The sequence below is a fragment of the Streptomyces sp. SID13726 genome, assembly GCF_010548375.1.
GTDB lineage: Bacteria > Actinomycetota > Actinomycetes > Streptomycetales > Streptomycetaceae > Streptomyces.
Window position 1 is genome coordinate 227,508 of record NZ_JAAGLY010000007.1, and the last position, 23,165, is coordinate 250,672.

19 protein-coding genes are annotated in these 23,165 nt (G+C 71.2%); 9 read left to right on the forward strand and 10 right to left on the reverse strand.

Annotation, left to right across the window (positions count from 1 at the left end; genetic code table 11):
* Positions 1 to 128 precede the first annotated feature (128 nt).
* Positions 129 to 803 carry a response regulator transcription factor gene (locus tag G3I78_RS20760; RefSeq protein ID WP_164426712.1) on the reverse strand — a complete coding sequence of 225 codons (675 nt, stop codon included), beginning with the start codon at positions 801 to 803 and terminating at the stop codon, positions 129 to 131.
* A 203-nt stretch (positions 804 to 1,006) separates the two neighbouring features.
* Between G3I78_RS20760 and G3I78_RS51230 the strand changes: the two genes are divergently transcribed.
* Positions 1,007 to 1,168 carry a hypothetical protein gene (locus G3I78_RS51230; RefSeq protein WP_203615233.1) on the forward strand — a complete coding sequence of 54 codons (162 nt, stop codon included), beginning with the start codon at positions 1,007 to 1,009 and terminating at the stop codon, positions 1,166 to 1,168.
* Positions 1,169 to 1,275: 107 nt separating this feature from the next.
* Here G3I78_RS51230 and G3I78_RS20765 read toward each other — a convergent pair whose 3' ends face one another.
* Positions 1,276 to 4,005 carry a nitrate- and nitrite sensing domain-containing protein gene (locus G3I78_RS20765; protein ID WP_164426714.1) on the reverse strand — a complete coding sequence of 910 codons (2,730 nt, stop codon included), beginning with the start codon at positions 4,003 to 4,005 and terminating at the stop codon, positions 1,276 to 1,278.
* A 170-nt stretch (positions 4,006 to 4,175) separates the two neighbouring features.
* The gene (locus tag G3I78_RS20770) at positions 4,176 to 5,549 is read right to left on the reverse strand and encodes a sugar ABC transporter substrate-binding protein (RefSeq protein ID WP_239157939.1); all 1,374 of its coding nucleotides are present in this window, start codon (positions 5,547 to 5,549) and stop codon (positions 4,176 to 4,178) included.
* 203 nt (positions 5,550 to 5,752) lie between these two features.
* On the opposite strand from G3I78_RS20770, the gene G3I78_RS20775 reads away from it, so the two are divergent.
* From G3I78_RS20775 to G3I78_RS20790, 4 genes are all read left to right on the forward strand, one after another.
* Positions 5,753 to 6,127, forward strand: a complete 375-nt coding sequence (locus tag G3I78_RS20775) for a response regulator (protein ID WP_164426718.1) — start codon at positions 5,753 to 5,755, stop codon at positions 6,125 to 6,127.
* 211 nt (positions 6,128 to 6,338) lie between these two features.
* Positions 6,339 to 7,295, forward strand: a complete 957-nt coding sequence (locus G3I78_RS20780) for a hypothetical protein (protein WP_164426720.1) — start codon at positions 6,339 to 6,341, stop codon at positions 7,293 to 7,295.
* A 198-nt stretch (positions 7,296 to 7,493) separates the two neighbouring features.
* Positions 7,494 to 8,588, forward strand: a complete 1,095-nt coding sequence (locus G3I78_RS20785) for a LacI family DNA-binding transcriptional regulator (protein ID WP_164426722.1) — start codon at positions 7,494 to 7,496, stop codon at positions 8,586 to 8,588.
* The gene (locus G3I78_RS20790) at positions 8,585 to 9,490 is read left to right on the forward strand and encodes a carbohydrate kinase (protein ID WP_164426723.1); all 906 of its coding nucleotides are present in this window, start codon (positions 8,585 to 8,587) and stop codon (positions 9,488 to 9,490) included. Before G3I78_RS20785 ends, G3I78_RS20790 begins: the two co-directional genes overlap by 4 nt.
* A 9-nt stretch (positions 9,491 to 9,499) precedes the next feature.
* On the opposite strand, the gene G3I78_RS53215 is transcribed toward G3I78_RS20790, so the two are convergent.
* The 3 genes from G3I78_RS53215 to uvrA all read right to left on the reverse strand — a co-directional run bounded on the left by G3I78_RS53215 (position 9,500) and on the right by uvrA (position 15,245).
* Complete coding sequence (locus G3I78_RS53215) at positions 9,500 to 11,446, reverse strand: TRAFs-binding domain-containing protein (protein WP_164426725.1); 1,947 nt, start codon at positions 11,444 to 11,446, stop codon at positions 9,500 to 9,502.
* Positions 11,443 to 11,898: a DUF4231 domain-containing protein gene (locus tag G3I78_RS20800; RefSeq protein ID WP_164426727.1), complete on the reverse strand. Its 456-nt coding sequence runs from the start codon at positions 11,896 to 11,898 to the stop codon at positions 11,443 to 11,445. The genes G3I78_RS53215 and G3I78_RS20800 overlap by 4 nt, the downstream gene beginning before the upstream one ends.
* Before the next feature lie 278 nt (positions 11,899 to 12,176).
* The gene (gene uvrA, locus G3I78_RS20805; protein ID WP_164426729.1) at positions 12,177 to 15,245 is read right to left on the reverse strand and encodes an excinuclease ABC subunit UvrA; all 3,069 of its coding nucleotides are present in this window, start codon (positions 15,243 to 15,245) and stop codon (positions 12,177 to 12,179) included.
* A 230-nt stretch (positions 15,246 to 15,475) separates the two neighbouring features.
* On the opposite strand from uvrA, the gene G3I78_RS20810 reads away from it, so the two are divergent.
* Both G3I78_RS20810 and G3I78_RS20815 read left to right on the forward strand, forming a co-directional pair.
* Entirely contained in the window at positions 15,476 to 16,162 is a 687-nt protein-coding gene (locus G3I78_RS20810) for a maleylpyruvate isomerase family mycothiol-dependent enzyme (protein ID WP_164426731.1), read from the forward strand.
* A gap of 35 nt (positions 16,163 to 16,197) precedes the next feature.
* Positions 16,198 to 16,854 carry an MBL fold metallo-hydrolase gene (locus G3I78_RS20815; protein WP_164426733.1) on the forward strand — a complete coding sequence of 219 codons (657 nt, stop codon included), beginning with the start codon at positions 16,198 to 16,200 and terminating at the stop codon, positions 16,852 to 16,854.
* A 397-nt stretch (positions 16,855 to 17,251) separates the two neighbouring features.
* On the opposite strand, the gene aroQ is transcribed toward G3I78_RS20815, so the two are convergent.
* Complete coding sequence (gene aroQ, locus G3I78_RS20820) at positions 17,252 to 17,725, reverse strand: type II 3-dehydroquinate dehydratase (protein ID WP_164426735.1); 474 nt, start codon at positions 17,723 to 17,725, stop codon at positions 17,252 to 17,254.
* An 85-nt stretch (positions 17,726 to 17,810) separates the two neighbouring features.
* Here aroQ and G3I78_RS20825 point away from each other — a divergent pair, with 85 nt between their 5' ends.
* A complete protein-coding gene (locus tag G3I78_RS20825; protein WP_164426737.1) occupies positions 17,811 to 18,857 on the forward strand; it encodes a S66 peptidase family protein in 1,047 nt (348 codons plus the stop codon).
* A 95-nt stretch (positions 18,858 to 18,952) separates the two neighbouring features.
* Entirely contained in the window at positions 18,953 to 20,239 is a 1,287-nt protein-coding gene (locus G3I78_RS20830) for an MFS transporter (RefSeq protein ID WP_164427237.1), read from the forward strand.
* Positions 20,240 to 20,372: 133 nt separating this feature from the next.
* Here G3I78_RS20830 and G3I78_RS20835 read toward each other — a convergent pair whose 3' ends face one another.
* From G3I78_RS20835 to G3I78_RS20845, 3 genes are all read right to left on the reverse strand, one after another.
* Positions 20,373 to 21,473 carry an ionic transporter y4hA gene (locus tag G3I78_RS20835; RefSeq protein ID WP_164426739.1) on the reverse strand — a complete coding sequence of 367 codons (1,101 nt, stop codon included), beginning with the start codon at positions 21,471 to 21,473 and terminating at the stop codon, positions 20,373 to 20,375.
* A gap of 44 nt (positions 21,474 to 21,517) precedes the next feature.
* Entirely contained in the window at positions 21,518 to 21,820 is a 303-nt protein-coding gene (locus tag G3I78_RS20840; protein ID WP_164426741.1) for a hypothetical protein, read from the reverse strand.
* 130 nt (positions 21,821 to 21,950) lie between these two features.
* Positions 21,951 to 22,952 carry a TerC/Alx family metal homeostasis membrane protein gene (locus G3I78_RS20845; RefSeq protein WP_164426743.1) on the reverse strand — a complete coding sequence of 334 codons (1,002 nt, stop codon included), beginning with the start codon at positions 22,950 to 22,952 and terminating at the stop codon, positions 21,951 to 21,953.
* Positions 22,953 to 23,165: the final 213 nt, after the last annotated feature.

Genomic DNA, 23,165 nt, shown 5'->3' on the forward strand with positions numbered 1-23,165 from the left:
CGAGGTCGTTCGAGCGTGGAGAAATCGGCGACCGACGACAACGCCGCTGGGGGTCCCCACACGTCCTTGAGGCTGTGAGGGAGCGCCTGCCAGACCCCGCGACGCCGGACTGATCCGAACGACCGGCCCTAGTGGGACTCCAGGAAGGTGAGGACCGCCAGGACCCGGCGGTGGTCGTCGGTGTCCTCCGTGAGGCTGAGTTTGCCGAGGATGCTGCGGACGTGCTTCTCGACCGTGCCCTCGGTGACCCACAGGCGGCGGCCGATGCCGGCGTTGGAGCGGCCCTCCGCCATCAGGGCCAGGACCTCGCGCTCGCGGGCGCTGAGGTGGGCGAGGGGGTCGTCGCGGCGCTGCGCGGAGAACAGCTCGTGCACCAGGGAGGGGTCGACGACCGAGCCGCCGCGGTGGATGCGCTCCAGGGCCTCGATGAACTCGTCGACGACGGTGACCCGGCTCTTGAGGAGGTAGCCGACCTTGCGGCCGCTCGCCAGCAGCTCCAGGGCGTCGTCGACCTCGACGAACGCCGACAGGACGAGGATGCCGGTGTCGGGGTGGCGCTCCCGGATGGCGCGGGCCGCCTTGAGGCCCTCGGTCGAGTGGTCCGGCGGCATCCTGATGTCGACGATCGCCAGTTCGGGGCGCTCCTCGTCGACCAGTTCCAGGAGCCGGACCGCGTCCCCGGCCTGGCCCGCGACCTGGTAGCCGACCCGCTCGCACAGGCTGGCCAGGCCCTCCCTCAGCAGGATGTCGTCGTCGGCGAGGACGACCCGTCCCCGCGCCGGCTGCTGTGCTGCCTCGTCCATGCTCCCGGTCCCCCTCGCCCGGCCTCCCCGGTGCCCCAACAGCCTGCCCCACCGGCGGGGTTACGGCTAGCCGGAAGCGGGATTGGAGGCTTGCCGTGACGACATCAGGACGTATCCAGGCGATTCTCGAACCAGTGCAGATGCAGTCCGACCGGTCGTCCCGGGCGAGGGACGGCGGGTCGCTCGGCCGAAGGGTGCGGGAGATGCGACGGACTCGGATCGAGAAGCAGCGGCGTCCGGTCCGGGCCCGTCGGTACCCGGACGAGGCGTACGGCACGGCCGACGCGCTGGATCCGAGGGACCCCGACATCGTGCGCGCCAAGCGCCTGCAGACCGCACGGAACGGCGGGATAGACCGCCCCTGAGACCGGACGGAAGCCTCTCCGTCCGACAGGGACCGCCCGGAGCGTACGCGACGTCACCAGTTCAGGACTCCCCCACCTGGACGACTCCCCGGCGTGCGCCCGGGCGGTCACAAGTCCGGCGAGGGCCCGCCAAGGGGCAGCCGCACGTCCATGGTCGTGCCCTCGCCGGGCGGGCTGCTGACAACCAGCTTGCCGCCGATCGCCTCGACCCGGTCGATGAGACCGATCAGGCCGGAGCCGCGGCCCGGTTCGGCGCCCCCGGTCCCGTCGTCGCGGATGGTCAACTCCAGGACCTCGTCCCGGACCTCGGCCGCCACGGTCACCACGCGCGCGTGCGCGTGTTTCGCCGCATTGGTGAGGCACTCGGAGGTCACGTAGTAGACGGCCACCTCCAGTTGCTCGGGCAGCCGGGCCGCGGGCAGCCGCAGGTCGAGTTCGACGGGGATCGCGGAGCGGCGGGCCAGGGAGCGCAGGGCGGGGCCCAGGCCGCCCTTGGACAGGATGGCCGGGTGGATGCCGCGGGCCACCTGGAGCAGGTCCTGGAAGGCGTCGTCGAGGCCCTTGCCGACGTGTGCCAGTTGTCCGGCGAGTTCCGAGGACGGGTCCGTGACCAGGGTCTCGGCGAGCCGCAGGTCCAGCTGGAGGGCGACGAGGCGTTGCTGCACACCGTCGTGCAGATCCCGTTCGATGCGCCGCCGGGAGGCGTCCGAGGCGGCCACCACGCGCGCGCGTGAGGCGGTCAGCTGGTCGCGGCTGTCGGCGTTGGCGATGGCGGTGGCGACGAGTTCGGTGAAGTCGGCCAGCCGTGACTCGGTGCCGACGGGCAGCGTGTCCAGCGGGAAGGCGGCGAGGATGAAGCCCCACAGCCGGTCGTCGACGACGATGGGGGCGCCGACGGCGTGTCCGACGTGGGCGGCGCGCCGGGTCCGGACGATCTCTTCGATCGCCTCGCGCCCCGCCTTCCTGCGTGCCTCGCGGGTGGACTCCTCGAGTTCCTCCGGGATGCCGCCCACGGTCCCGAGGACCCGCTGGCTGCCGTCGGGCTCCTGCCGCAGCACGGCCGCGGTGGTGTCCAGCAGCTCCCCCACCTCCTCGGCCACCCTCGTGAACACCTCGGCGGGCGGCGCCCCGTGGGCCACCAGGGTGGCGACCCGGCGCAGCGCCGCCTGCTCCCGCGCGGTCCGGCGGCTCTCGGTGACGTCGCGCGCGGCGGCGTAGATGAGGCCCTCCTCGGGAACCGGCCGGGCGCTCCACTGGAGCCAGCGCTCGGTGCCGTCGGCGCGCAGATAGCGGTTCTCGAACTCGGCGACCTCGACCCCGCTCGCGAGCTGTGCGAGGGCCTCGCGGGTGGTGTCCCGGTCCTCCTCGTGCACGAAGTCGAGGAACGGCGTCGCCAGGATCGTCTCGCGCGGGTGGCCCAGGGTGCGCTCGAAGGCGGGGTTGACCCGCTTGAAGTAGCCGTCGAGCCCGCTGATGCAGAGCAGGTCCAGGGAGAGGTTGAAGATGCTCGCCAGTTCCTGCTCGGCCTTCTCGCGCCGCCCGTGCGCCGCCGCGAACGACGCCATGGTGCCGTTCATGCCGCCGAGCAGCTGACTCCAGGTGCCCTCGAAGGCGCCCTCCTCCGCGCGGTGTTCGAGGCGGTTGTCGTCGATCGCCGTGTTCATGGCGCGGATCTCGGCGGCCAGCCGCTCGGTGGTCACCCGCAGCTCGCGGAAGGTGTCGGCGACGTCGCCCAGTTCGTCGCGGCCCGCGTACCGGATGTCGTACGAGAGATCGCCGTACGACAGCGCCCGGGCGCCCGCGGAGACCTGGCCGAGGGGGCGGGTGATGGAGCGGCGCAGGGCCAGGGCGAGGAAGGTGACGAGGGTCAGGACGGCCAGGGAGATGATGAGGTCCCTGATCGCGCGGGCCTCCGCTGAGCCGCGGTCGCGGTCGGCCGTGGCCCGCAGTTCGTGGGCCGCGCGGTCCTGGATGCCGCGCAGGGAGTCGATGCGCGCCTCGGAGTCGGCCAGCCAGCGCGCGTACGAGGGCAAGTGGGCGTCCTCGGGCCGTGCGGTGGCGAGCGTGTCCCGGACCTTGCGGACCGCCTGGCCGGGGCCCTGGAACTGGATCGCGTACAACCGGGTCCGCAGCTCGGGCGAGGTGTTCTCGCGGAAGGCGTCCAGCTGGGCGGTCTCCAGCGCGGGCCAGCGTCCGGCGCCCGTGGGCCGGCCTGCGGGTCCGTCGAGCAGGACGGCGACCTCGGCCTGTTCCCGTTCGGCCGCGTCGATGGCGCGCAGCAGCGCGATGTGGGCGTCCGCCGCGCGCCCCGACTCCCGGGTGGGGCGGCCGGATTCGAGGGCGGTGACGCCGTCGAGCAGGAAGTCCTCGGTCCTGCCGTACTGCTCCGCCACCGCGGGCGCGGAGAGCGATCCGGTGCCGGTCTGCACCCGCAGGGCGTGCAGTTGACGGCCGACGGCGTCGAGGTCGCCCGCGACATCGGAGCCGGAGTAGGAGGCGGCCCGCGCCACGGCTCGTTCCCGTGCGCGGTCGGAGGCCCGCTCGGCCGCCGCGCGCTGCGCCAGGGTGTCCGCTCCGGGGCGCAGCCGGGCCTGGACGGCGGCGATCCGTTCCCGTGCGACGGCGTCGGAGAGGTCCGTCGTCGCGAAGGACACCCCGATCGCGGTGTGGAAGTCGCGCAGCGTCCGCGCCTCCTGCCACTGCGCGACGGCGCTGAACGCGGTGAAGGCCAGAAGTCCGGTCACCGGCAGCAGGACCAGCAGCATCAGCTTGTGGCCGACACGCAGCCGGGCGAGCAGCGGGACCCCGGGATGCCGGCGCGGTGGTGAGCGATGCATGACCGGCCTTCAGCAGACGCCGGTTCCGCGTATCGGGCCAGTGGATCCGGCCATGTGCCACGCCCTTTCCCAGGCGGCGCCGACGCGCGTCTGTCGTGCCCCGGCTTCCGCGGTTTCCTCAGCATGCCCGCGCGACCCCGTGGCCGTCCACGCGTGCCGGGTCACGGAATTCACGGTCCGCTCTCCGGATAGCCGTCGTGTGCCGCCAGGTCCTTGTCGATGGCCTGAACCGCGCGGTCGAGGGCGGTCTGCACCGGTGTCCGCTCGAACATGATCTGCCGGAACGCCTCGGAGAAGGCCTCGGTGACGGCCGGATAGGCGGGCGTCTGGGGCCGGGGCCGGGCCACTCCGCCGCGCAGCTGGTCGATGTACAGGTGCTCGGCGCCGTTCGGGCCGTACTGCTTCGAGAGCGCGACCGCTCTGTTCGTGGACGGGATGGCGCCGTTGGCCACGCTCATCCGGTCGACCTGTGCCGGTGTCAGCAGGAAGGCGAGGAACCGCCAGACGGCGTCCCCGTCCGCGCCGCTGGCCGGGACGCCCCACTGCCAGGAGCCCATGCCGGTGGCGGTGCCCGTGCCGAAGTCGGGCAGCGGCACGATCGCGACGTCTCCAGGGAACGCCTTCGTGTAGTCGCCGTACATCCAGTGCCCCAGCCAGGAGATCACGCTGCGCCCCTCGACGAACGCCTTGTCGTCCTTGCCCGCGTCGACCAGCCCTTCCTTCATCCAGTTCTGGAGGGTCGTGAGCGCCTTGACGGCCCGCGGGCCGTTGAGATAGCCGTCGGCCGTGCGGTAGTGCACGGGGTCGATGAGGTCGCCGCCGGCCGACCAGACGGCGGGCGCGAAGCCGTACGTGGGCCACTCGTCACCGGGTTTCGTGGACTCCAGGTAGAGGTCGAGCGGGGTCCGGTGGCCCTGGGCCCGGAGTGTGCGCAGGATGCCGGTGAACTCGTCGGCGGTCCAGGCGTCCTTGATCCCGGCGGGGATGCGGATGCCGGCCTTCTTCAGCACGGACTTGCGGACGAAGAGCCCGAGTCCGGAGTCGAAGGTGCCGACGCCCCACAGCCGCCCCGCGTAGGTGCCCTGGCGGCGGATCGAGGGCAGCAGGTCGGACCGGACGCTCGCGGGCACACAGGACTCGATCGGCCGGAGCTTGCCCGACCAGGCGTAGCTGTAGAGGTTCGGGCCGTCGAAGTCGAGGAGGTCGGGCAGGTCGCCGGAGGCCGCGGCGGAGTCCACGAGTTCGCGGTAGGGCTTGCGGCCCGGCAGGGAGACCAGTTCGACGCGGACCTGCTTCTGCGCCTTGTTGAACTCCGCGACCTGACCGCGCAGTGTGCCGATCTCGCTGCGCTGCTCGGAGTGGAACCACACGGTGATGTGCGCGGTGCCGTCGATCCTGCCGTCGCAGGTGGTGTCGCTCCGCGACGGCTCGGCGTCGTCGCCGCCCCCGCCCCCGCAGCCCGCGAGCAGCAGTGCCGCTCCCGCCACGCCTGCGATCAGGGCGCGCCGCACGCGCCCCTTCCCGATGTTCCCGAGCGCCTTCATCACGCACCCCCACTCGACCGGACGACGGCCTCCCCAGGGCAGCCACATGCTACCCCCAGTGACCTCCCGCTGCGCAGGGTGAACGACAACTGACGGATTCGGCACAGGACTTGAGCACATTCCTGCTGCCGGGAAGCAACCGGGCCCGACTCTTTCCGGGTAGCTGGAAAGCGCAATCACCGGTCGGTTGGGACGCTGTCCGCATGTCCATGCGCTGTCTTCTCGTCGATGACAGCATCCGGTTCCTGGAGGCCGCACGCAGCCTGCTGGAACGCGACGGTATACCTGTCGTCGGCGTCGCCATGTCAGGTACGGAGGCTCTCGTCCGGGCCGCGGAACTGGCCCCGGACGTCGTCCTGGTCGATCTCGACCTCGACGGCGAGAACGGCTTCGACGTCGCCGTGGAGCTGGCCCGGAGCGTCACCTCCGTCATCATCCTCATCTCCACGCACGCGCTGGAGGACTTCGAGGAGCTGGTCGCCGGCAGTCCGGCGCGCGGGTTCCTGCCCAAGTCGGCGCTGTCGGCACAGGCGATCAGGGAGCTGCTGGGCACCGACGGGGCGGCCCCGGCCCCGTGAGCGGGCGGGCCGCGGACCGGCCGGGAGTGCGCCGCCGTTCGACGTCAGGTGTTGTCGGGACTTGGTCAACACGCTTCAATGCGGGGGAACTCGGGGCCGGGAACCAGGGCGTACGGATGTGAAGCCTCCCCCGGCACGACCGCGGACGGCCCCGACGCGCTCTCACGAACGGCCTGACCAGCCGCCCGGACCTGCACAGAAAGGCCCCTGCATGCCGCACGCCACACAGCACGCGGACGTCGCGACCGGCGCCACCGCGGAACTGGACACGGCCCTGCGCGGCGGCCCCTTCCACGTCGCCCTGCGCGCCGCGATCGCAGCACGGGGGCTGCCGCTGCAACGCGTCCAGCACCATCTTTCGCGCTACGGCGTCAAAGTCGGCGTCACCAGCCTGAGTTACTGGCAGCAGGGTGCCCGCCGGCCGCAGCGCCCCGAGTCGCTGCGGGCCGTACGGGCCCTTGAGGAGATCCTCCAGCTGCCGGAGGAGTCGCTGATCCGGCTGCTCGCCGAGAACGACGACCGGTCGGCCGCCGAGCGCCCGGCCGCCCGCTCCTACCGTTCCCTCCTGGCGGCCTCGGGGGTCCTCGAAGAGCTGCTGGCCGAACTGGACTCGCCGCTCGACGGCGGGCTGCACACCCTCGGCCACCACGAGCGGATAGGGATCGGGACGCGCCGCGAGCTGCGCAGCCGCGAGTCGCACCACATCGTGCGCGCCCACCGGGAGGGCGTGGACCGCTTCGTGGCCGTCCACCACGGGGACCCGGGCTGCGTGCCGGAGCGCATGACCGTGCAGGCCCTGGAGAACTGCCGTACGGGACGCGTCCGTTGGCACCACGACACCGGGGTGCTCGTGGCCGAGCTGCTCTTCGACACCCGGCTGCGGACGGGCGACACCTTCCTCTTCCGGTACGGCGTCGAGGACGGCACCGGCGGGGTGTCCCGCGAGTACGTGCGCGGCTTCGGCGCGCCCGGCGGGCAGTACGCGCTCCAAGTCCGCTTCGACGAGACCGCCCTTCCGGTCCGCTGCCACCGCTTCGCCCAGCACTCCCCCGCGGCGCCCCGCAGCGGCCGCCAGGACCTGCCCCTCACCGGCCGCCATCACTCGGTGCACCTCGTCGAGCCGCGGGTGCGGTCGGGGATGGTGGGGATCGGGTGGGACTGGGAGTGACGGGGCGCACGGTGGGCGAGATGCCGACTGTGCGGTGAGCGGGGTGCCTACCGCGCGGTGAGTGGGGTGTCCACCGTGCCGTGAGCGGAGTGCCGACTGTGCCTGTGACTGCGCGTAAACGCTTGCGCAAGCGTTTACGTCCGCCGCCGGATGGGATACCTTCCGGGCCGTGGGCCGCCGTTCCGGGAGGGGGACTCGATGCCGACCATGGCCGACGTGGCACGCAGCGCGGGGGTGTCCGTGGCGACCGTCTCGCACGTCCTCAACGGCACCCGGCCGGTGCTGCCGCACACCCGGCAGGCCGTGCTGGACGCCGTCGACGAACTCGGCTACACCCCCAACACCCTGGCCCGCTCCCTCGTGACCTCCCGCACCCGGTCCATCGGGCTCGCGGTGTCGGCGATCAGCAATCCGTACTTCACGGAGATCCTCCAGGGCGTGGAGGCGAGCGCGCTGGAGCAGGGCTACAGCCTGCTCATCGCCGATCCGCACGACGATCCCGGGCACGAGCGCAAGGTCGTCCAGCTGCTGCACGAGCGACGGGTGGACGGCATGATCGTCGCGCCTTCCGCGGATCCGCGCGAGCTGCTGGCGTACGTCGGGCGGCATCGGGTGCCGGTGGTGTTTCTCGACCGGGTGATCGACGGGATGATGAGCGACGCAACGGGCGGGGTGGCCGGCGAGGCGGCGGGCGGGGTGGCGGACGGCCGCCCGTACCTCTTCGATCAGGTCTGCGCCGAGAGCACCGGCCCCATGTCCCATCTGGTCCGCCATCTCGCGGAGCTGGGCCACCGGCGGATCGGGCTGGTGGCGGGCCTGCCCGGGCTCAGCACCACCGCCGAGCGGATCGCCGGGTACCGGCGGGGACTGACCGCCTCGCGTCTCCCGTACGACGACGACCTCGTCGCCCATGGTGACTCCGAGTCGGCCGCGGCCGAGCGGGCCACCGCCGCGCTGCTCTCCCTGGCCGCCCCGCCGACCGCCCTGGTCACCGCCAACAACGCGATGACCATCGGGGCGTTGCGCGCCCTGCGCGAGCACGGGCTGGCCGTGCCGGACGGCATCGCGCTGTGCTGCTTCGACGACTTCGCCTGGGCTGACCTGTTCTCCCCCCGGCTCACCGCGATCGCCCAGCCCAGCAGGGAGATGGGCGCGGAGGCGGTCCGGGTGCTGCTGGAACGCCTCGACACGCCGGACGCTCCCGGGCGGACCGTACGGCTGCCCTGTGCCTTCGTCCATCGCACGTCGTGCGGTTGTTCTGATTCGGGATTCGGGAAAGGAAGCGTCTCGTGATCGTCGTCGCCGGTGAGGCCCTGATCGATCTGGTACCGCAGGGCAGGGGTGCCCTCGCGGAGCTCAAGCCGGCGCTCGGCGGCGGGCCCTACAACACGGCCGTGGCCCTGGGCCGGCTCGGCTCCCCCACGGCCTTCTGCTCCCGCACCTCGCTCGACGCCTTCGGGGAGGCCCTGCTCGACGGGTTGCGGGAGGCGGGCGTGGACGTGTCCGCCGTACAGCGCGGTACGGAGCCCACGACGCTCGCGGTCGCCACGATCGACGCGCACGGCTCGGCCTCCTACTCCTTCTACGTCGACGGCACCGCCGACCGCCTCTTCACCGCACCCGCCGAACTCCCCACCGGTACCCGGGCGGTGTCCTTCGGCACCTGCTCACTCGTCCTGGAGCCCGGGGCGAGCGCCTACGAGGAGCTGCTGCGGACCGCGTCCGCGCAGGGCGTGTTCACCGCGCTCGACCCGAACATCCGGGCCGGACTGATCCCGGACCCGGACGCCTACCGGGCCCGCTTCAAGAGCTGGCTGCCGTCGGTCTCCCTGCTCAAGCTCTCCGAGGAGGACGCCCACTGGCTGGGCGGCACCCCGCGCGAGTGGCTGGCGGCCGGTCCGGCGGCCGTCGTGATCACCCACGGCGCCGACGGCCTGACCGCGTTCACCGCGGACGGGTCCGTGCACCCGGTCCCCGGCGAGAAGGTCGAGGTCGTGGACACCATCGGCGCGGGCGACACCGTGAACGCCGCCCTCCTGCACGGCCTCGCCACCCGCGACGCCCTGTCCCCGGAAGCCCTCGCCTCCCTCGGCCCCGACGGCTGGACGACCCTCCTCCGCTTCGCGGCCCGCGCGGCGGCGGTCACCTGCTCACGGGCGGGCGCGCAGCCGCCGTACGCCTGGGAGCTCTCCTGAGCGGTCCGGTCACGCGCGTTCCTCCTCGGGCTCGCCGCCCACGACGGCCAGCAGCGGTTCGATCACGGCCGGCGGGTCCCCGGCGGCCTTGAACAGCTTGAGCTGAGCGCGCATGGAGTAGATCTCGGACCCCTCGGCATGGCCGGCCGCGATGGCGTAGTGGCGCTTCGCCTCGTCCGGCGGCTCGGTGACCTCGCCGTCCAGCAGGTGCCGGTGGAGGGCCAGTTCGGCCAGGGTGGCGTGCTCCCAGGTGTCGCGCACGCCGATCTGCCGGCGCTCCACGGCGAACCGGACCACGGGCAGCAGGGACTCGGCCTCCGAGACATCGCCCTGGCCGCCGCCGAACCGCTGCCCGCGCAGCCTGAGCAGCGCGATGGCGTTGATGCCGGGGTAGTAGTCACCCGGGTCGGCCGCGGTCCCCCTGCGGTAGGCGTCGATGGCGCGGTCCAGATCGGCGGAGTTCATCTCCCCGATCTCCAGGGCGAGTTCGAGGGCACGCTTGGCCGCGCTGCCCCGCAGCCCCCAGGTCTCGGAGGAGTCGGGGTGGCGGTCGTCGAGCAGCCTGAGCCGGTTCTCCGCCTCCCGCAGATACGACAGCCGCTCCCGGGGCGTTCCCGGCCGGTGGATGAGGGTGAAGGCGTACTGCTGCTGGAGCCGGACCCGGGACAGCCCGGTGTCGGCGTCGACCAGCGGGGCGAGCACGCTCCGGCCCTCCTCGCGATGGTTCAGCCTGACGAGGGCGAGCCCGATCTGCTCCAGGAACATGCGGTCGCTGCTGTCCGGCAGCCCTTCCTCCCGCACCTCGCTCGCGAGGGCCAGGAGCCGCTCGACGTCCCGCATGGCCGCCGCGAGGGAGATCTCCTCCCTGCGGCGCTGGAGCCGGGCGATCAGCTCCCGGTCGTAGTCGGCGGGCAGCCGTACCGGCTCCAGTTGGGGGAAGACCGCCCACACCGGGCTGTCCGCCCCGCGCTTCGTCTCCCTCAGCGTCGGCCGCAGCATCCGGATCGCCTCTACGGCGTCCCGGTCGCCGACCTCGTGCATCTCGCGCTTGTAGTACCTGATCGGGTTGCGGCCCAGGTCGAAGGGGGGCGCGACCCAGTGCGGAGCCATGATGAGCGTGGCCGAGGGCCGCCAGGCGTGCCGAACGCCCAGTTCCCACAGGACGTTGGGGTTGAGGGTGGCGAGGTCGGCGACGAACAGGTCGGCGGTGTTGATGCTGTGGAGCATGCGCGTGTCGATGGTCTCCAGGCCCGATTCGAGGTCGGTGCGGATCGGCCGGTACCCGCTGTCCAGGAGGGCAGGTACGAGGACCCGGTGCCAGGTCTGGTCGGACTCGAACTGCTTCATCTCGCGGGTGGCGTCGGCCTTGGTGCCGTAGGGCATGGCGACGAAGGCGGTGGGTGACTCCTCCATGCTCGCCGCGGGATCGAGGCGCAGCACCAGATGGTTCAGCCGCTCGGCCGATGCGGCCAGCGACTCCGTGTGGTCCTCGCCCTCGCGGCGGCCGCCGGAGACCGCGACGAGCACGAGTTCCTCCGGTTCGTCCGCGGGGCCGTCGGCCGACCGCAGCTGTTCGCGGGCGTGGTCGAGGAGGGCCCGGTTCACCGCGCGGAAGCCGTCGTCGTCCGCGCCCGCTCCCGCGACCGGGTGGATGCTCACCCTGGGCTCGCGCGAGAGGTCCTCGAAGGCGTCGACCCAGCCCTTGCCCTTGTCCGCGACGGAGGCCGCCACGAAGGCGTCGGTGTCCTCGGTGACCAGGAGATCGACCTCCGCCCCGGCCCGCAGGGCGGCTGCGACGGCCAGCAGGTCGCTGCCCGCCGCCGCGGAACCCACGGCGAGCCTCGGGCGCAGTCCGGCGAAGAGCAGCTTGAGCCGTTCCTCCACCCAGGGCACCGCGGCGTCGGGGAACAGTCCGCCCGTGCCGGAGGGACGCCGGCCGGTGAAGACCACGATCACGGCATCTCCCGCTCTGCCCAGAGGGCGTTCTCCTGGCTGGTGATCTTCTCGACCTGTTCGGCGAGCAGGACGTCGGCGTCCTCCACGTCGGCGTAGTGCCCGGCGCGCGCCAGGTACAGGTACTGCTCGCGGCGCAGGCTCTCGCACACGGCCCGGTAACTGATCCAGTTCTCCTGGAACTTGAACAGCTGCTGCGCTCCCTCGATGACCGCGACCAGGGCACCCATCGCGGCGGCGATCCAGTCGGGGGCGGAGGCGGCGATGGCCACGGGGAGGCCGGCGGCGAGGATCAGCGTGGCCATCTTCAGCCGCTTGAAAGAGCGTTGGGCGGAGCCGCTCTTGCGGTCGAACCAGCCGAGCTGGTCCTGTAAGCGCTCCCAGGTGACGTCGGCCGGTTGCGCGGCGCGCAGTTCGGCCGGTTCACCTCTGGACGCCGGAACACGCGATTCCATGGTCGAGCCCCCCTCGATACCCCTTCATCCGGGCCAACGCCCGGACCGTCCCGAAACGATGACGCAGCGTCGTCCTTCCCACAAGACGATCAGCTACACGGGGCGAGGAGTTCGGTGGTCGTACGGCCGTGGACGTGGACGTGGACTGTGTCTGCCGCCGGCGGTTCCTGGCGCCTGCCGTTGCCGGGAATGCCTGACGGCGGCCCGTGAAGGACCGCCGTCGGGTGGGGGTGGGGGTGGGGGTGAGTGGGTGAGTGGATGTGCCGGTCGGCGTCGGCTCAGGCCTTGCGGGCCCGAGCCGTCTTCTTGGCCGTCGTGGACGTGGCGACCGTCTTCTTGGCCGCGGCCGAGGTGGCGGCGACGGTCTTCTTCGCCGCCGTCTTCTTCGCCGCCGTCTTCTTGGCAGCCGTCTTCTTGGCAGCCGTCTTCTTGGCGGCCGTCGGCGCCGCGGTCTTCTTCACGGCCGCCTTGCGCGGTGCCTTCACCGAGGTGCCGTCGCTGATGCGGTCCGCGCCGAGGATCTCGCGGAGGAACTTGCCGGTGTGGCTGGCGGGGACTCCGGCGACCTCCTCCGGGGTGCCCTCGGCGACGACCAGGCCGCCGCCCGCGCCGCCCTCGGGGCCCATGTCGACGATCCAGTCGGCCGTCTTGATCACGTCGAGGTTGTGCTCGATGACGATGACCGTGTTGCCCTTGTCGACCAGACCGGACAGGACCTTCAGCAGCTTGCTGATGTCCTCGAAGTGCAGACCGGTGGTGGGCTCGTCCAGGACGTAGACCGTACGGCCGGTGGACCGCTTCTGGAGTTCGCTGGCGAGCTTCACCCGCTGGGCCTCGCCACCGGAGAGGGTGGTCGCGGCCTGGCCGAGGCGGACGTAGCCGAGACCGACGTCCTTGAGGGTGTTGAGGTGGCGGGCGATCGCGGGGACGGCCTCGAAGAAGTCGGTGGCCTCCTCGATCGGCATGTTCAGGACCTCGGCGATGGACTTGCCCTTGTAGTGGACCTCCAGGGTCTCCCGGTTGTAGCGGGCGCCGTGGCAGACCTCGCACGGGACGTAGACGTCCGGGAGGAAGTTCATCTCGATCTTGATGGTGCCGTCGCCCGCGCAGTTCTCGCAGCGGCCGCCCTTGACGTTGAAGGAGAAGCGGCCCGGCATGTAGCCGCGGACCTTCGCCTCGGTGGTCTCGGCGAACAGCTTGCGGACGTGGTCGAAGACGCCGGTGTACGTCGCCGGGTTGGAGCGCGGGGTGCGGCCGATGGGCGACTGGTCGACGTGAACGACCTTGTCGACGAGGTCGTCGCCGTCCACACGCGTGTGCCGCCCGGGGACGCTCCTCGCGCCGTTGAGCTCGCGCGCCAGGTGGGTGTACAGGATGTCGTTGACCAGGGTCGACTTGCCGGATCCGGAGACACCGGTGACCGCGGTGAACACACCCAGCGGGAAGGACACGTCGATGTCCTGGAGGTTGTTCTCGCGGGCGCCGTGCACCGTGAGCTGCCGGGACGGGTCGAGCGGGCGGCGGATGTCGGGCAGCGGGATGGCCTTCCGGCCCGAGAGGTACTGCCCGGTCTGCGACTCGTCGTTGACGAGCAGTTCCTTGAGGGAGCCGCTGTGGACGACCTTGCCGCCGTGCTCGCCCGCGCCGGGGCCGATGTCGACGACCCAGTCGGCGACCTTGATGGTGTCCTCGTCGTGCTCGACGACGATGAGCGTGTTGCCCATGTCCCGCAGCCGGACCAGGGTCTCGATCAGCCGGTGGTTGTCGCGCTGGTGCAGGCCGATGGAGGGCTCGTCGAGGACGTACAGGACGCCGACGAGTCCGGAGCCGATCTGGGTGGCCAGCCGGATGCGCTGGGCCTCGCCGCCGGAGAGGGTGCCGGACGCGCGGTTCAGCGAGAGGTAGTCCAGGCCGACGTCGACCAGGAACTTCAGCCGTTCGTTGACCTCCTTCAGCACCCGCTCGGCGATCTTCTTGTCGCGGGCGTTGAGCTTCAGCTCGCCCAGGAAGTCCGCGCAGTCGCTGATGGACATCCCGGAGACCTCGGCGATCGACTTCCCCATGACGGTGACCGCGAGGACGAGCGGCTTGAGGCGGGTGCCCTGGCAGGTGGGACAGGGCACTTCGCGCATATAGCCCTCGAAGCGCTCACGGCTGGCGTCGCTCTCGGACTCGCTGTGCCGGCGCTTGACGAACGGCACGGCGCCTTCGAAGGGGGTGGTGTAGACCCGCTCGCGGCCGTACCGGTTGCGGTAGCGCACCTCGATCTGCGTCTTGTGGCCGTACAGCAGGGCCTTCTTGGCACGCTGGGGCAGCCCGGCGAAGGGGATGTCCGTGCGGAACCCCAGCGCGTCCGCGAGGGCGCCGATCAGCCGGCCGAAGTAGTCCTTGGTGTGGCCGTGCGACCAGGGGTGGATGGCACCCTCGTCGAGGGACTTGTCCTCGTCCGGGACGATCAGCTCCGGGTCGACCTCCATGCGCGTGCCGATGCCGGTGCACTCGGGGCAGGCGCCGAAGGGCGAGTTGAAGGAGAAGGAGCGGGGCTCCAGCTCCTCGAAGGACAGGTCGTCGTACGTGCAGTACAGATGCTCGGAGAACATGCGCTCGCGCTCGGGGTCGTCCTCGGGGAGGTCGACGAAGTCGAGCACGACCATGCCGCCGGAGAGTCCGAGGGCGGTCTCCACGGAGTCGGTGAGACGGCGCTTGGCGGAGTCCTTCACCGTGAGGCGGTCGATGACCACCTCGATGGTGTGCTTCTCCTGCTTCTTCAGCGTGGGCGGGTTGGAGAGCTGGACGGTCTCGCCGTCCACACGCGCGCGGCTGTAACCCTTGGTCTGGAGATCGGCGAAGAGATCGACGAACTCTCCCTTGCGCTCCCGCACCAGTGGCGAGAGCACCTGGAAGCGGCTCCCCTCGGGCAGCTCCAGGACCCGGTCGACGATGGCCTGCGGCGACTGCCGTGCGATCGGGCGACCGCATTCGGGGCAGTGCGGCTTGCCGATGCGCGCGAAGAGCAGGCGCAGGTAGTCGTAGACCTCGGTGATGGTGCCGACCGTGGAGCGCGGGTTGCGCGAGGTCGACTTCTGGTCGATGGAGACCGCGGGCGAGAGGCCCTCGATGAAGTCGACGTCGGGCTTGTCCATCTGGCCGAGGAACTGGCGGGCGTACGAGGAGAGCGACTCCACGTAGCGCCGCTGGCCCTCGGCGAAGATGGTGTCGAAGGCCAGGGAGGACTTGCCCGACCCGGACAGGCCCGTGAAGACGATGAGCGAGTCGCGAGGCAGGTCGAGCGAGACGTTCTTCAGGTTGTGCTCGCGCGCGCCACGGACGATGAGACGGTCGGCCACGCCGGTCCGCACCTTTCTTGGCTTGAGAGGAGTGACAGGGGCGAGGCCCCCGTGCTTTCTCAGACTAGGGGGAGCCACTGACAACGCCGGTCGGATTCCCGGACGGGGACAACAATCCCCGGCCTTCCAGCATGCCCGACGCCGCTCCCGACCATATAGCACGCGCATTCGATTTGCGGCACTGCTTCACCACCTTCACCCAAAGGTGTGGCGGAGCTAGGGTCAGCACCATGACTGATCACGCTCGTGACCTGGAGTCTGTACGTGCTGCGACCGAGCGGCTGCTCGTCGCAGCCGCCAAGAGGGACAACGCGTGGGTGACCGAGTCGTCACGGCTGCCCGGCTGGAGCCATGGACATGTCCTCGCGCATCTCGCCCGCAACGCGGACGCCCTCGTGAACGTTCTGCGCGGACAGCTCATGTACCCGTCCGCGGCGGTGCGCGACGCCGACATCGAGCGCGACGCCGCGCGCCCCCTCGACGTCCACCTCGCCGACCTGCGGGAGAGCACGGCCCGGCTGCTGGCCGCGGCGGACGCCCCGGCCGACTGGTCGCGCACCGTCGAGCTGCGCAACGGCGTCACGGACACGGCGGACCGGGTGCCGTTCCGGCGCTGGATCGAGGTCGAGCTGCACCACGTCGACCTCGGGTCCGGTTACGAACTGGAGGACCTGTCGGACGAGTTCGTCGAGCGGGAGACCGACTTCCTCACCGACCGGTTCGCCGGCCACCCCGACGTACCGGCCACGGCCGTCTCGGACGGCACGCGCGCGTGGCGCACCGGCCGGGCGGCGGACACCCCGGAGGTCACGGTCACGGGCACCGCTCCGGAGCTGCTCGGCTGGCTCGCCGGGCGCCGGGAGGGCTCCGGTCTGACCGTGGCGGGCGGCCCGCTGCCCGCGCTCCCTCCGCTGTAGTTCCCGGCCCGGCCGCCCGCTATAGGCTGACCGTCATGACGTACAGCGGACAGGTGACGGTCGGCGGGGCCGCCGACGTGCATGAGCTCAAGGACCTGATGATCACGAAGATCGCGGTCGGCCCGATGGACAACAACGCCTATCTGCTGCGCTGCCGGGCCACCGACGAGCAACTGCTGATCGACGCCGCCAACGACGCGGACACCCTGCTCGGCATGATCGGCGACGACGGCATTGCGTCCGTCGTCACCACCCACCAGCACGGCGACCACTGGCAGGCCCTCGCCCAGGTCGTCGCGGCCACGCACGCGCGTACGTACGCGGGACGGGACGACGTGGACGGCATCCCCGTCCCCACCGACGTCCCGGTCGCGGACGGCGACGTCATCCGGGTGGGCCGGGTGGAACTGACCGCGCGTCACCTGGTCGGGCACACACCGGGGTCGATCGCCCTGGTCTACGACGACCCGCACGGGCATCCCCATGTGTTCACCGGCGACTGCCTGTTCCCGGGCGGCGTGGGCAACACCCGCAAGGACCCGGAGGCGTTCGCCAGCCTGATCCACGACGTCGAGACGAAGATCTTCGACGCCCTGCCGGACGAGACCTGGGTGTACCCGGGCCACGGCAACGACACGACGCTGGGCGCGGAGCGGCCGCATCTGCCGGAGTGGCGCGCGCGGGGCTGGTGAGAGCTAGAGGCCGGTGAGGGCGAGGGGCCGGTGAGCGCGAGAGGCCGGTGAGCGCGAGAGGCCGGTGAGCGCGGGCGCAATCGCGGGGCGCGCAAGCCGAGTCGGCGCGCGTGTTGAACGGCGCGCACAGCGCGCACGCCCCGCGCGCACCACATCGCACGCGCCCCGTGTGAAGTCTTCACACACGCCGGTGTCCCGCACGCGCTCCCGGCTCATCTGGTTGCGCAGTCAACTGGGAGCAGCCCCGCACAGGATGACGGCTCCTGCGCGGTAAGGGCCGCCGGCCTTTCGATCCCCGCCCTCGGCCGGCGGCCCAGGCAGAGCCCCGACGTCCGGCAGGCGCCCGAGGGTCCGTCGAACTCCCGATGTAAGGGGCGCACCTCCAGGACATCGGTCCTTACGCGTCGGCCCGCGCGGGCCCCGCCAGCGCCGCGACCCGCTCCACGCCGAACACGTACCCCTGCACCCCGCACCCCGCGATGACCCCGTCCGCGCGCAGCGAGACGTAGGAGTGGTGCCGGAAGGACTCGCGCTGGTGGATGTTGGAGATGTGGACCTCCACCACCGGCAGCCCGTCGCAGGTGTTGAGCGCGTCCAGGATCGCGACGGACGTGTGCGAGTAGGCGCCGGGGTTGATCACGATGCCGCAGTGCCCGAGCCGCGCCTCGTGGATCCAGTCGACGAGCTGTCCCTCGTGGTTGGACTGCCGGAAGTCCACCGTGCCGCCGTGCGCGGCCGCCGCCCCGACGCACAGCGCCTCGACGTCGGCCAGCGTCTCCTTGCCGTAGATCTCCGGCTGACGCTGCCCGAGCAGGTTCAGGTTGGGGCCGTTGAGGATCATGATCGGGGCGTTGGCCAGGGTGCGGGGCACGGTTCCTCCGGTCCGGTGAAGGCGGGCTGCTCAGACCCGGTTTATCACGGTGCGCCGCGCGCGGTGCGGCCCGTACCCTCCGGGCATGACGACGATCGCGTACCCGCCCAAGCCCGTGCCCGGCGACCGTATGGCCGTCATCTCCCCCGGCGCCGGTCTGCCGGGCCTCTTCCCGCGCCCCTTCGAGCTCGGGCTCGAGCGGCTGCGCGAGGAGTACGGCCTGGAGCCGGTCGAGTATCCGTCGACCCGCAGGATGGGTTCGACGCCCCGGCAGCGCGCCGACGACATCCACGCGGCCTTCGCCGACCCGAGCGTCAAGGCGGTCATGGCCTCGATCGGCGGCGACGACCAGATCACCGTGCTGCCCTTCCTGGACCGGGAGTTGATCCGGGCCAACCCGAAGCCGTTCTTCGGGATGAGCGACAACACCAACCTGCTGGCGTTCCTCCACAACACCGGGATCGTCGGCTACCACGGCGCGACCGTGATGACCGCGCTCGGCCGCCCGGTGGCCATGGACCCGCTGACCGCCGACTCCCTGCGCGCGGCGCTGTTCACCTCCGGGGCGTACGAACTCACGCCCGCCGAGCGCTGGAACGACGTCAACCGCGACTGGGCGGACCCCGCGACCTTCGACGCGGAGCCCGAGACCCGGCCCGGCTCCGGCTGGACCTGGGTGAACGCCGACCGGGTGGTGGAGGGCCGCAGTTGGGGCGGCTGTCTGGAGATCCTCGGCTGGCTGCTGATGGCCGACCGCGAGATCGCCCGGGACCTCGGCGAGTACGACGGCGGGGTGCTGCTCCTGGAGACCTCGGAGGAGATGCCGAGCGCCGCCGAGGTCTTCCGCACCCTGCGGAACATGGGCGAGCGCGGCCTCCTGCGACGCTTCGGCGCGCTGCTGATGGGCCGCCCGAAGTCCTGGTCCTTCGAGCGGCCCAACAGCCCCGAGGAGGCGGATCGTTACGCCGCCGGTCAGCGCGAGGCCGTGCAGCGGGCGATGGCGGTATATGCGCCCCACACCCCGATCGTCTTTGATGTGGACTTCGGCCACACCGATCCACAGCTCGTCCTTCCGTACGGCGGCACGATCCGCGTCGACGGCCCGGCCCGGCGCATCACGGTCACGTACTGACACCGCTCGACCGCGCCCGCACGCCCCCGTAACTCCCGGTCACTGTGGGTAGTTGACGCGGCATGCACGACGTACGCACCGTAAGGGCGCCCTCCATGCCGCGGCTCGCGGCCGCCTCGCTCGCCGGCACGGCCATCGAGTTCTACGACTTCTTCGTCTACGGGACGGCCGCGGCACTGATCCTCGGGCCGCTGTTCTTCCCGACGTTCTCGCCGGTGGCGGGGACGCTGGCCGCCTTCGGCACGTTCGGCGTGGGTTTCGTCGCGCGCCCGCTCGGATCGGTGCTGTTCGGGCACCTCGGGGACCGGCGCGGGCGACGGCCGGTGCTGGTCGCCTCGCTGCTGCTGACCGGCGCCGCCACGGTCGCGGTCGGCTGTGTGCCGACGTACGACACGATCGGCGCCGTCGCGCCCGTGCTCCTTCTGGTGCTGCGCTTTCTCCAGGGGCTGGGGCTCGGCGGGGAGTGGGGCGGGGCCGTGCTGCTGACCGCGGAGCACGCGCCCGCCGACCGGCGCGGGCTGTGGACGAGCTTCCCGCAGGTGGGACCCGCGCTCGGCTTTCTGCTCGCCAACGGTGTGGTGCTGGCGCTGTCGGCCGCGCTGTCCGAGGCGCAGTTCGCCGCGTGGGGCTGGCGGGTGCCGTTCTGGGCGGCCGGGGTGCTGGCGCTGGTGGGGCTGTGGCTGCGTTCCTCGCTCACGGAGAGCCCGCGGTTCCTGGAGATCGACGAGCCCGCGCGCGTGCCGCTCGCCGAGGTGGCGCGCGACCACTGGCGGCTCGTCCTGCTGACGGCCGGGGCGCTCGCGGTCGGGTACGCGATCTTCTACGCCGTGACGACCTGGTCCCTCGCCTACGGGACGGAGCGGCTCGGGGTGAGCCGTACCGTCATGCTGACCTGCATCATGGCCGCGGTGCTGGTCAAGGGCTCGCTCACACCGGTGGCGGCGCTGCTGGGCGACCGGTACGGGCGGCGCCCGCTCTGCCTGACCGGCTGCACGGCGGCGGCCCTGTGGATGTTCCCGATGGTCGCGCTGCTCGCGACCGCGGAGCCGTTGCTGATGTTCGTCGGGTTCCTGGGCGCGATGATCGCGTTCATCACGATGTTCGCGGTGATCGCCGCGTATCTGCCCGAGCTGTACGAGCCGCGGGTGCGCTGCACGGGTGCCGCGGTCGGCTACAACCTCGGCGGGGTGATCGGCGGGGCGCTCACGCCGATCGTGGCGACGGCCCTGGTGGAGCACGGCGGGCGGGTGCCCTGGGGGGTGGGCGCTTATCTGACCGGGGTGGCGCTGCTCAGCCTGGGGTGCTTCGCGCTGCTGCCGGAGACACGGCCGGTGCCCGCGACGGTGGCCGAGCCGGCGCTGGACGGACCCGCGGCGGGTTGACGGCCGGCTGCGGGTCGACGACCGGTCACGGTTCGACGACCGGTCACAGGTCGATGGCCGACTACTGATCGGCCATCGACTACTGGCCAGCCATCGGCTACTGACCGGCCATCGGCTACTGGCCGACGACCGGCTACGGATTGATCGCCAGCTCCAGATAGGCCGCGAACAGCACCAGGTGTACGCCGCCCTGGAGCGGAGTCGCCCGGCCCGGCACCACCGTCAGGGAGCTCACCACCACGGTCAGCGCCAGCAGGACCATGTGCGTGGCGCCGAGGCCCAGGACGAGCGGCCCCGAGAGCCAGACGGAGGCCAGGGCGACCGCGGGGATGGTGAGGCCGATGCTGGCCATGGCCGAGCCGAGGGCGAGGTTGAGGCTGGTCTGGACGCGGTCACGGCGGGCGGAGCGCAGGGCGGCGATGGTCTCGGGGAGCAGCACCAGCAGGGCGATGATCACACCGACGACGGCGTGCGGAAGACCTGCCTTGGCCACTCCGGACTCGATGGTCGGCGAGACGCCCTTCGCGAGGCCGACCACCCCGATCAGGGCCAGGCCCAGCAGGCTCAGGCTGATCAGCGCGGTGCGGGCGGTGGGCGCGTCGGCGTGGTCGTCGACGGTGATCACCTCGCCCTGGCGGGTGATCGGCAGGAAGTAGTCGCGGTGCCGCACGGTCTGCGTCGCCACGAACAGGCCGTACAGGATCAGTGAGGAGAGCGCGGCGAAGGTCAGTTGGGTGGTGGAGAACTCCGGGCCCGGCTTGCTCGTCGTGAACGTCGGCAGCACCAGGCTCAGCGTGGCCAGGGTCGCGACCGTGGCGAGGGCGGCGCCGGTGCCCTCGGGGTTGAAGACCGCGGTGCCGTGGCGCAGCGAGGCCACGAGGAGGCTGATGCCGACGATGCCGTTGCAGGTGATCATCACGGCCGCGAAGACCGTGTCCCTGGCCAGGGTCGAGCTCTTGTCGCCGCCGTCCGCCATCAGGGTGACGATCAGGGCGACCTCGATGATCGTCACGGCAACGGCCAGGACGAGCGACCCGAAGGGTTCACCGACCCGGTGGGCGACGACCTCGGCGTGGTGCACGGCGGCCAGTACGGCCCCGGCGAGGACCACGGTCACCAGCGCCACGACCACACCGGGCAGATCGCGCCCCCAGGTGAACACCAGCAGGACGACCGCGAGCACCGGCACGACGAACGTCCAGCTCGTGGTGAGCGAGCCCAACCGACCGATCATGCAGCGATCGTCGCAGAGGCGAACCGGCTCCGCACCACCGGGGTCTACTTGAGTTCGCCCGACTCCAGGACGTCGTAGTTGGTGTAGACGCGCTCGCCGATGCACAGCGAGCCCAACTGCTCCGCCATCCTGCTCGTCTCGGGGTCGTCGCTGTTACGCATGGCCTCGTCGTACGACTCGAACTCGAGCAGCGCCGCATAGCGGTTGGGGTGGTCACGGTCCTTCAGGAGCATGCGGTAGGTCGGGCCGCCCGTCCGGCCCTCGTTGCGCTGTCCCGCTTCCTCCAGCACCTGCCGCATCTCTTCCAGGCGCTCGGTCTCGAAACCGACGATCTGCACGAACTTCATGGTGTCTCCAGCCGGCCACGGCGCTCCCGGGCCGGGAGACGCGCTCTGGAACCAAACAAGCACCGGGAGCGGTGCCCGGCAATTCGCCGCACACCGCTCCCGGTGGTGGTTCCTTCTACGTCGGCCGTGGTCAGGCCTCGATGCTGTCCTTCGCGGCGCCATCGCCCTGCGCCTGCGCCGCCTCGGCCTCCGCCTGCTTCTTGGAGGCGCGGAGGCTGGTGAGGGTGGTGACGACCAGCACCGCGCAGATCACGCCGAGCGAGACCGGAATGCTGATCTCGGGGACGTGGACCCCGGACTCGTGCAGGGCGTGCAGCACCAGCTTGACGCCGATGAAGCCCAGGATGATCGACAGGCCGTAGCTGAGGTGGACCAGCTTCTTCAGCAGGCCGCCGATGAGGAAGTACAGCTGCCGCAGGCCCATCAGGGCGAAGGCGTTGGCGGTGAAGACGATGTACGGGTCCTGGGTCAGGCCGAAGATCGCCGGGATCGAGTCGAGCGCGAAGAGCACGTCGGTGGTGCCGATCGCGAGCATCACGACCAGCATCGGGGTCATGACCCGCTTGCCGTTCTCCTCGATCCACAGCTTGGTGCCGTGGTAGCGGTCGGCGACACCGAACCTGCGCTCGGCGGCCTTGAGCAGGCGGTTCTCCTCGAACTCCTCGTCCTCGTCGTCGGCCCGGGCCTCCTGGATGAGCTTCCAGGCGGTCCAGATGAGGAAGGCGCCGAAGATGTAGAACACCCAGGCGAAGCTCGCGAGGATCGCGGCACCGGCGGCGATGAAGATCGCGCGCAGCACCAGGGCTATGAGGACACCCACGAGGAGCACCCGCTGCTGGTACTGCGAGGGCACCGAGAACTTCGCCATGATCAGGACGAAGACGAAGAGGTTGTCCACGCTCAGCGACTTCTCGGTGATGAAGCCCGCGAAGAACTCGCCACCGGCCTGTCCGCCGCCGAAAATCAGCAGGCCGAGGCCGAAGAGACCGGCCAGGGCGATCCAGACGACCGTCCAGATCCCGGCTTCCTTGATGGACACGTCGTGCGGCTTGCGACCGATGAAGAAATCGACCGCGATGAGGGCCGCGAGGCCCACGATCGTCAGAACCCAAAGGGTCGTTGAAACTTCCACTGTGCCTCCGACAGTACGTAACGGCAAGTAACCAGCGTCGTCGCGCTGCCGGAGGTCTCTTCCACCCACGGTGGGCCGGCGCCCCGGGATCAGGCCTGATCCGTATTGACGGGTACGCCGCGGTCGACAGGGAGTACTCCCCTCCGTGCTGACAACCGTACCCCAATCACCAAGTAAAGGTAAAGGGTTTGGCAAAATAAAGGTCAAATAAGC

Excerpts from the sequence above, each read along its gene's own strand:
- G3I78_RS20760 (WP_164426712.1), bottom strand. The coding sequence starts at position 803 with ATGGACGAGGCAGCACAGCAGCCGGCGCGGGGACGGGTCGTCCTCGCC.
- G3I78_RS51230 (WP_203615233.1), top strand. The coding sequence starts at position 1,007 with ATGCGACGGACTCGGATCGAGAAGCAGCGGCGTCCGGTCCGGGCCCGT.
- G3I78_RS20765 (WP_164426714.1), bottom strand. The coding sequence starts at position 4,005 with ATGCATCGCTCACCACCGCGCCGGCATCCCGGGGTCCCGCTGCTCGCC.
- G3I78_RS20770 (WP_239157939.1), bottom strand. The coding sequence starts at position 5,549 with ATGAAGGCGCTCGGGAACATCGGGAAGGGGCGCGTGCGGCGCGCCCTG.
- G3I78_RS20775 (WP_164426718.1), top strand. The coding sequence starts at position 5,753 with ATGTCCATGCGCTGTCTTCTCGTCGATGACAGCATCCGGTTCCTGGAG.
- G3I78_RS20780 (WP_164426720.1), top strand. The coding sequence starts at position 6,339 with ATGCCGCACGCCACACAGCACGCGGACGTCGCGACCGGCGCCACCGCG.
- G3I78_RS20785 (WP_164426722.1), top strand. The coding sequence starts at position 7,494 with ATGCCGACCATGGCCGACGTGGCACGCAGCGCGGGGGTGTCCGTGGCG.
- G3I78_RS20800 (WP_164426727.1), bottom strand. The coding sequence starts at position 11,898 with ATGGAATCGCGTGTTCCGGCGTCCAGAGGTGAACCGGCCGAACTGCGC.
- G3I78_RS20810 (WP_164426731.1), top strand. The coding sequence starts at position 15,476 with ATGACTGATCACGCTCGTGACCTGGAGTCTGTACGTGCTGCGACCGAG.
- G3I78_RS20815 (WP_164426733.1), top strand. The coding sequence starts at position 16,198 with ATGACGTACAGCGGACAGGTGACGGTCGGCGGGGCCGCCGACGTGCAT.
- G3I78_RS20825 (WP_164426737.1), top strand. The coding sequence starts at position 17,811 with ATGACGACGATCGCGTACCCGCCCAAGCCCGTGCCCGGCGACCGTATG.
- G3I78_RS20830 (WP_164427237.1), top strand. The coding sequence starts at position 18,953 with ATGCCGCGGCTCGCGGCCGCCTCGCTCGCCGGCACGGCCATCGAGTTC.
- G3I78_RS20835 (WP_164426739.1), bottom strand. The coding sequence starts at position 21,473 with ATGATCGGTCGGTTGGGCTCGCTCACCACGAGCTGGACGTTCGTCGTG.
- G3I78_RS20840 (WP_164426741.1), bottom strand. The coding sequence starts at position 21,820 with ATGAAGTTCGTGCAGATCGTCGGTTTCGAGACCGAGCGCCTGGAAGAG.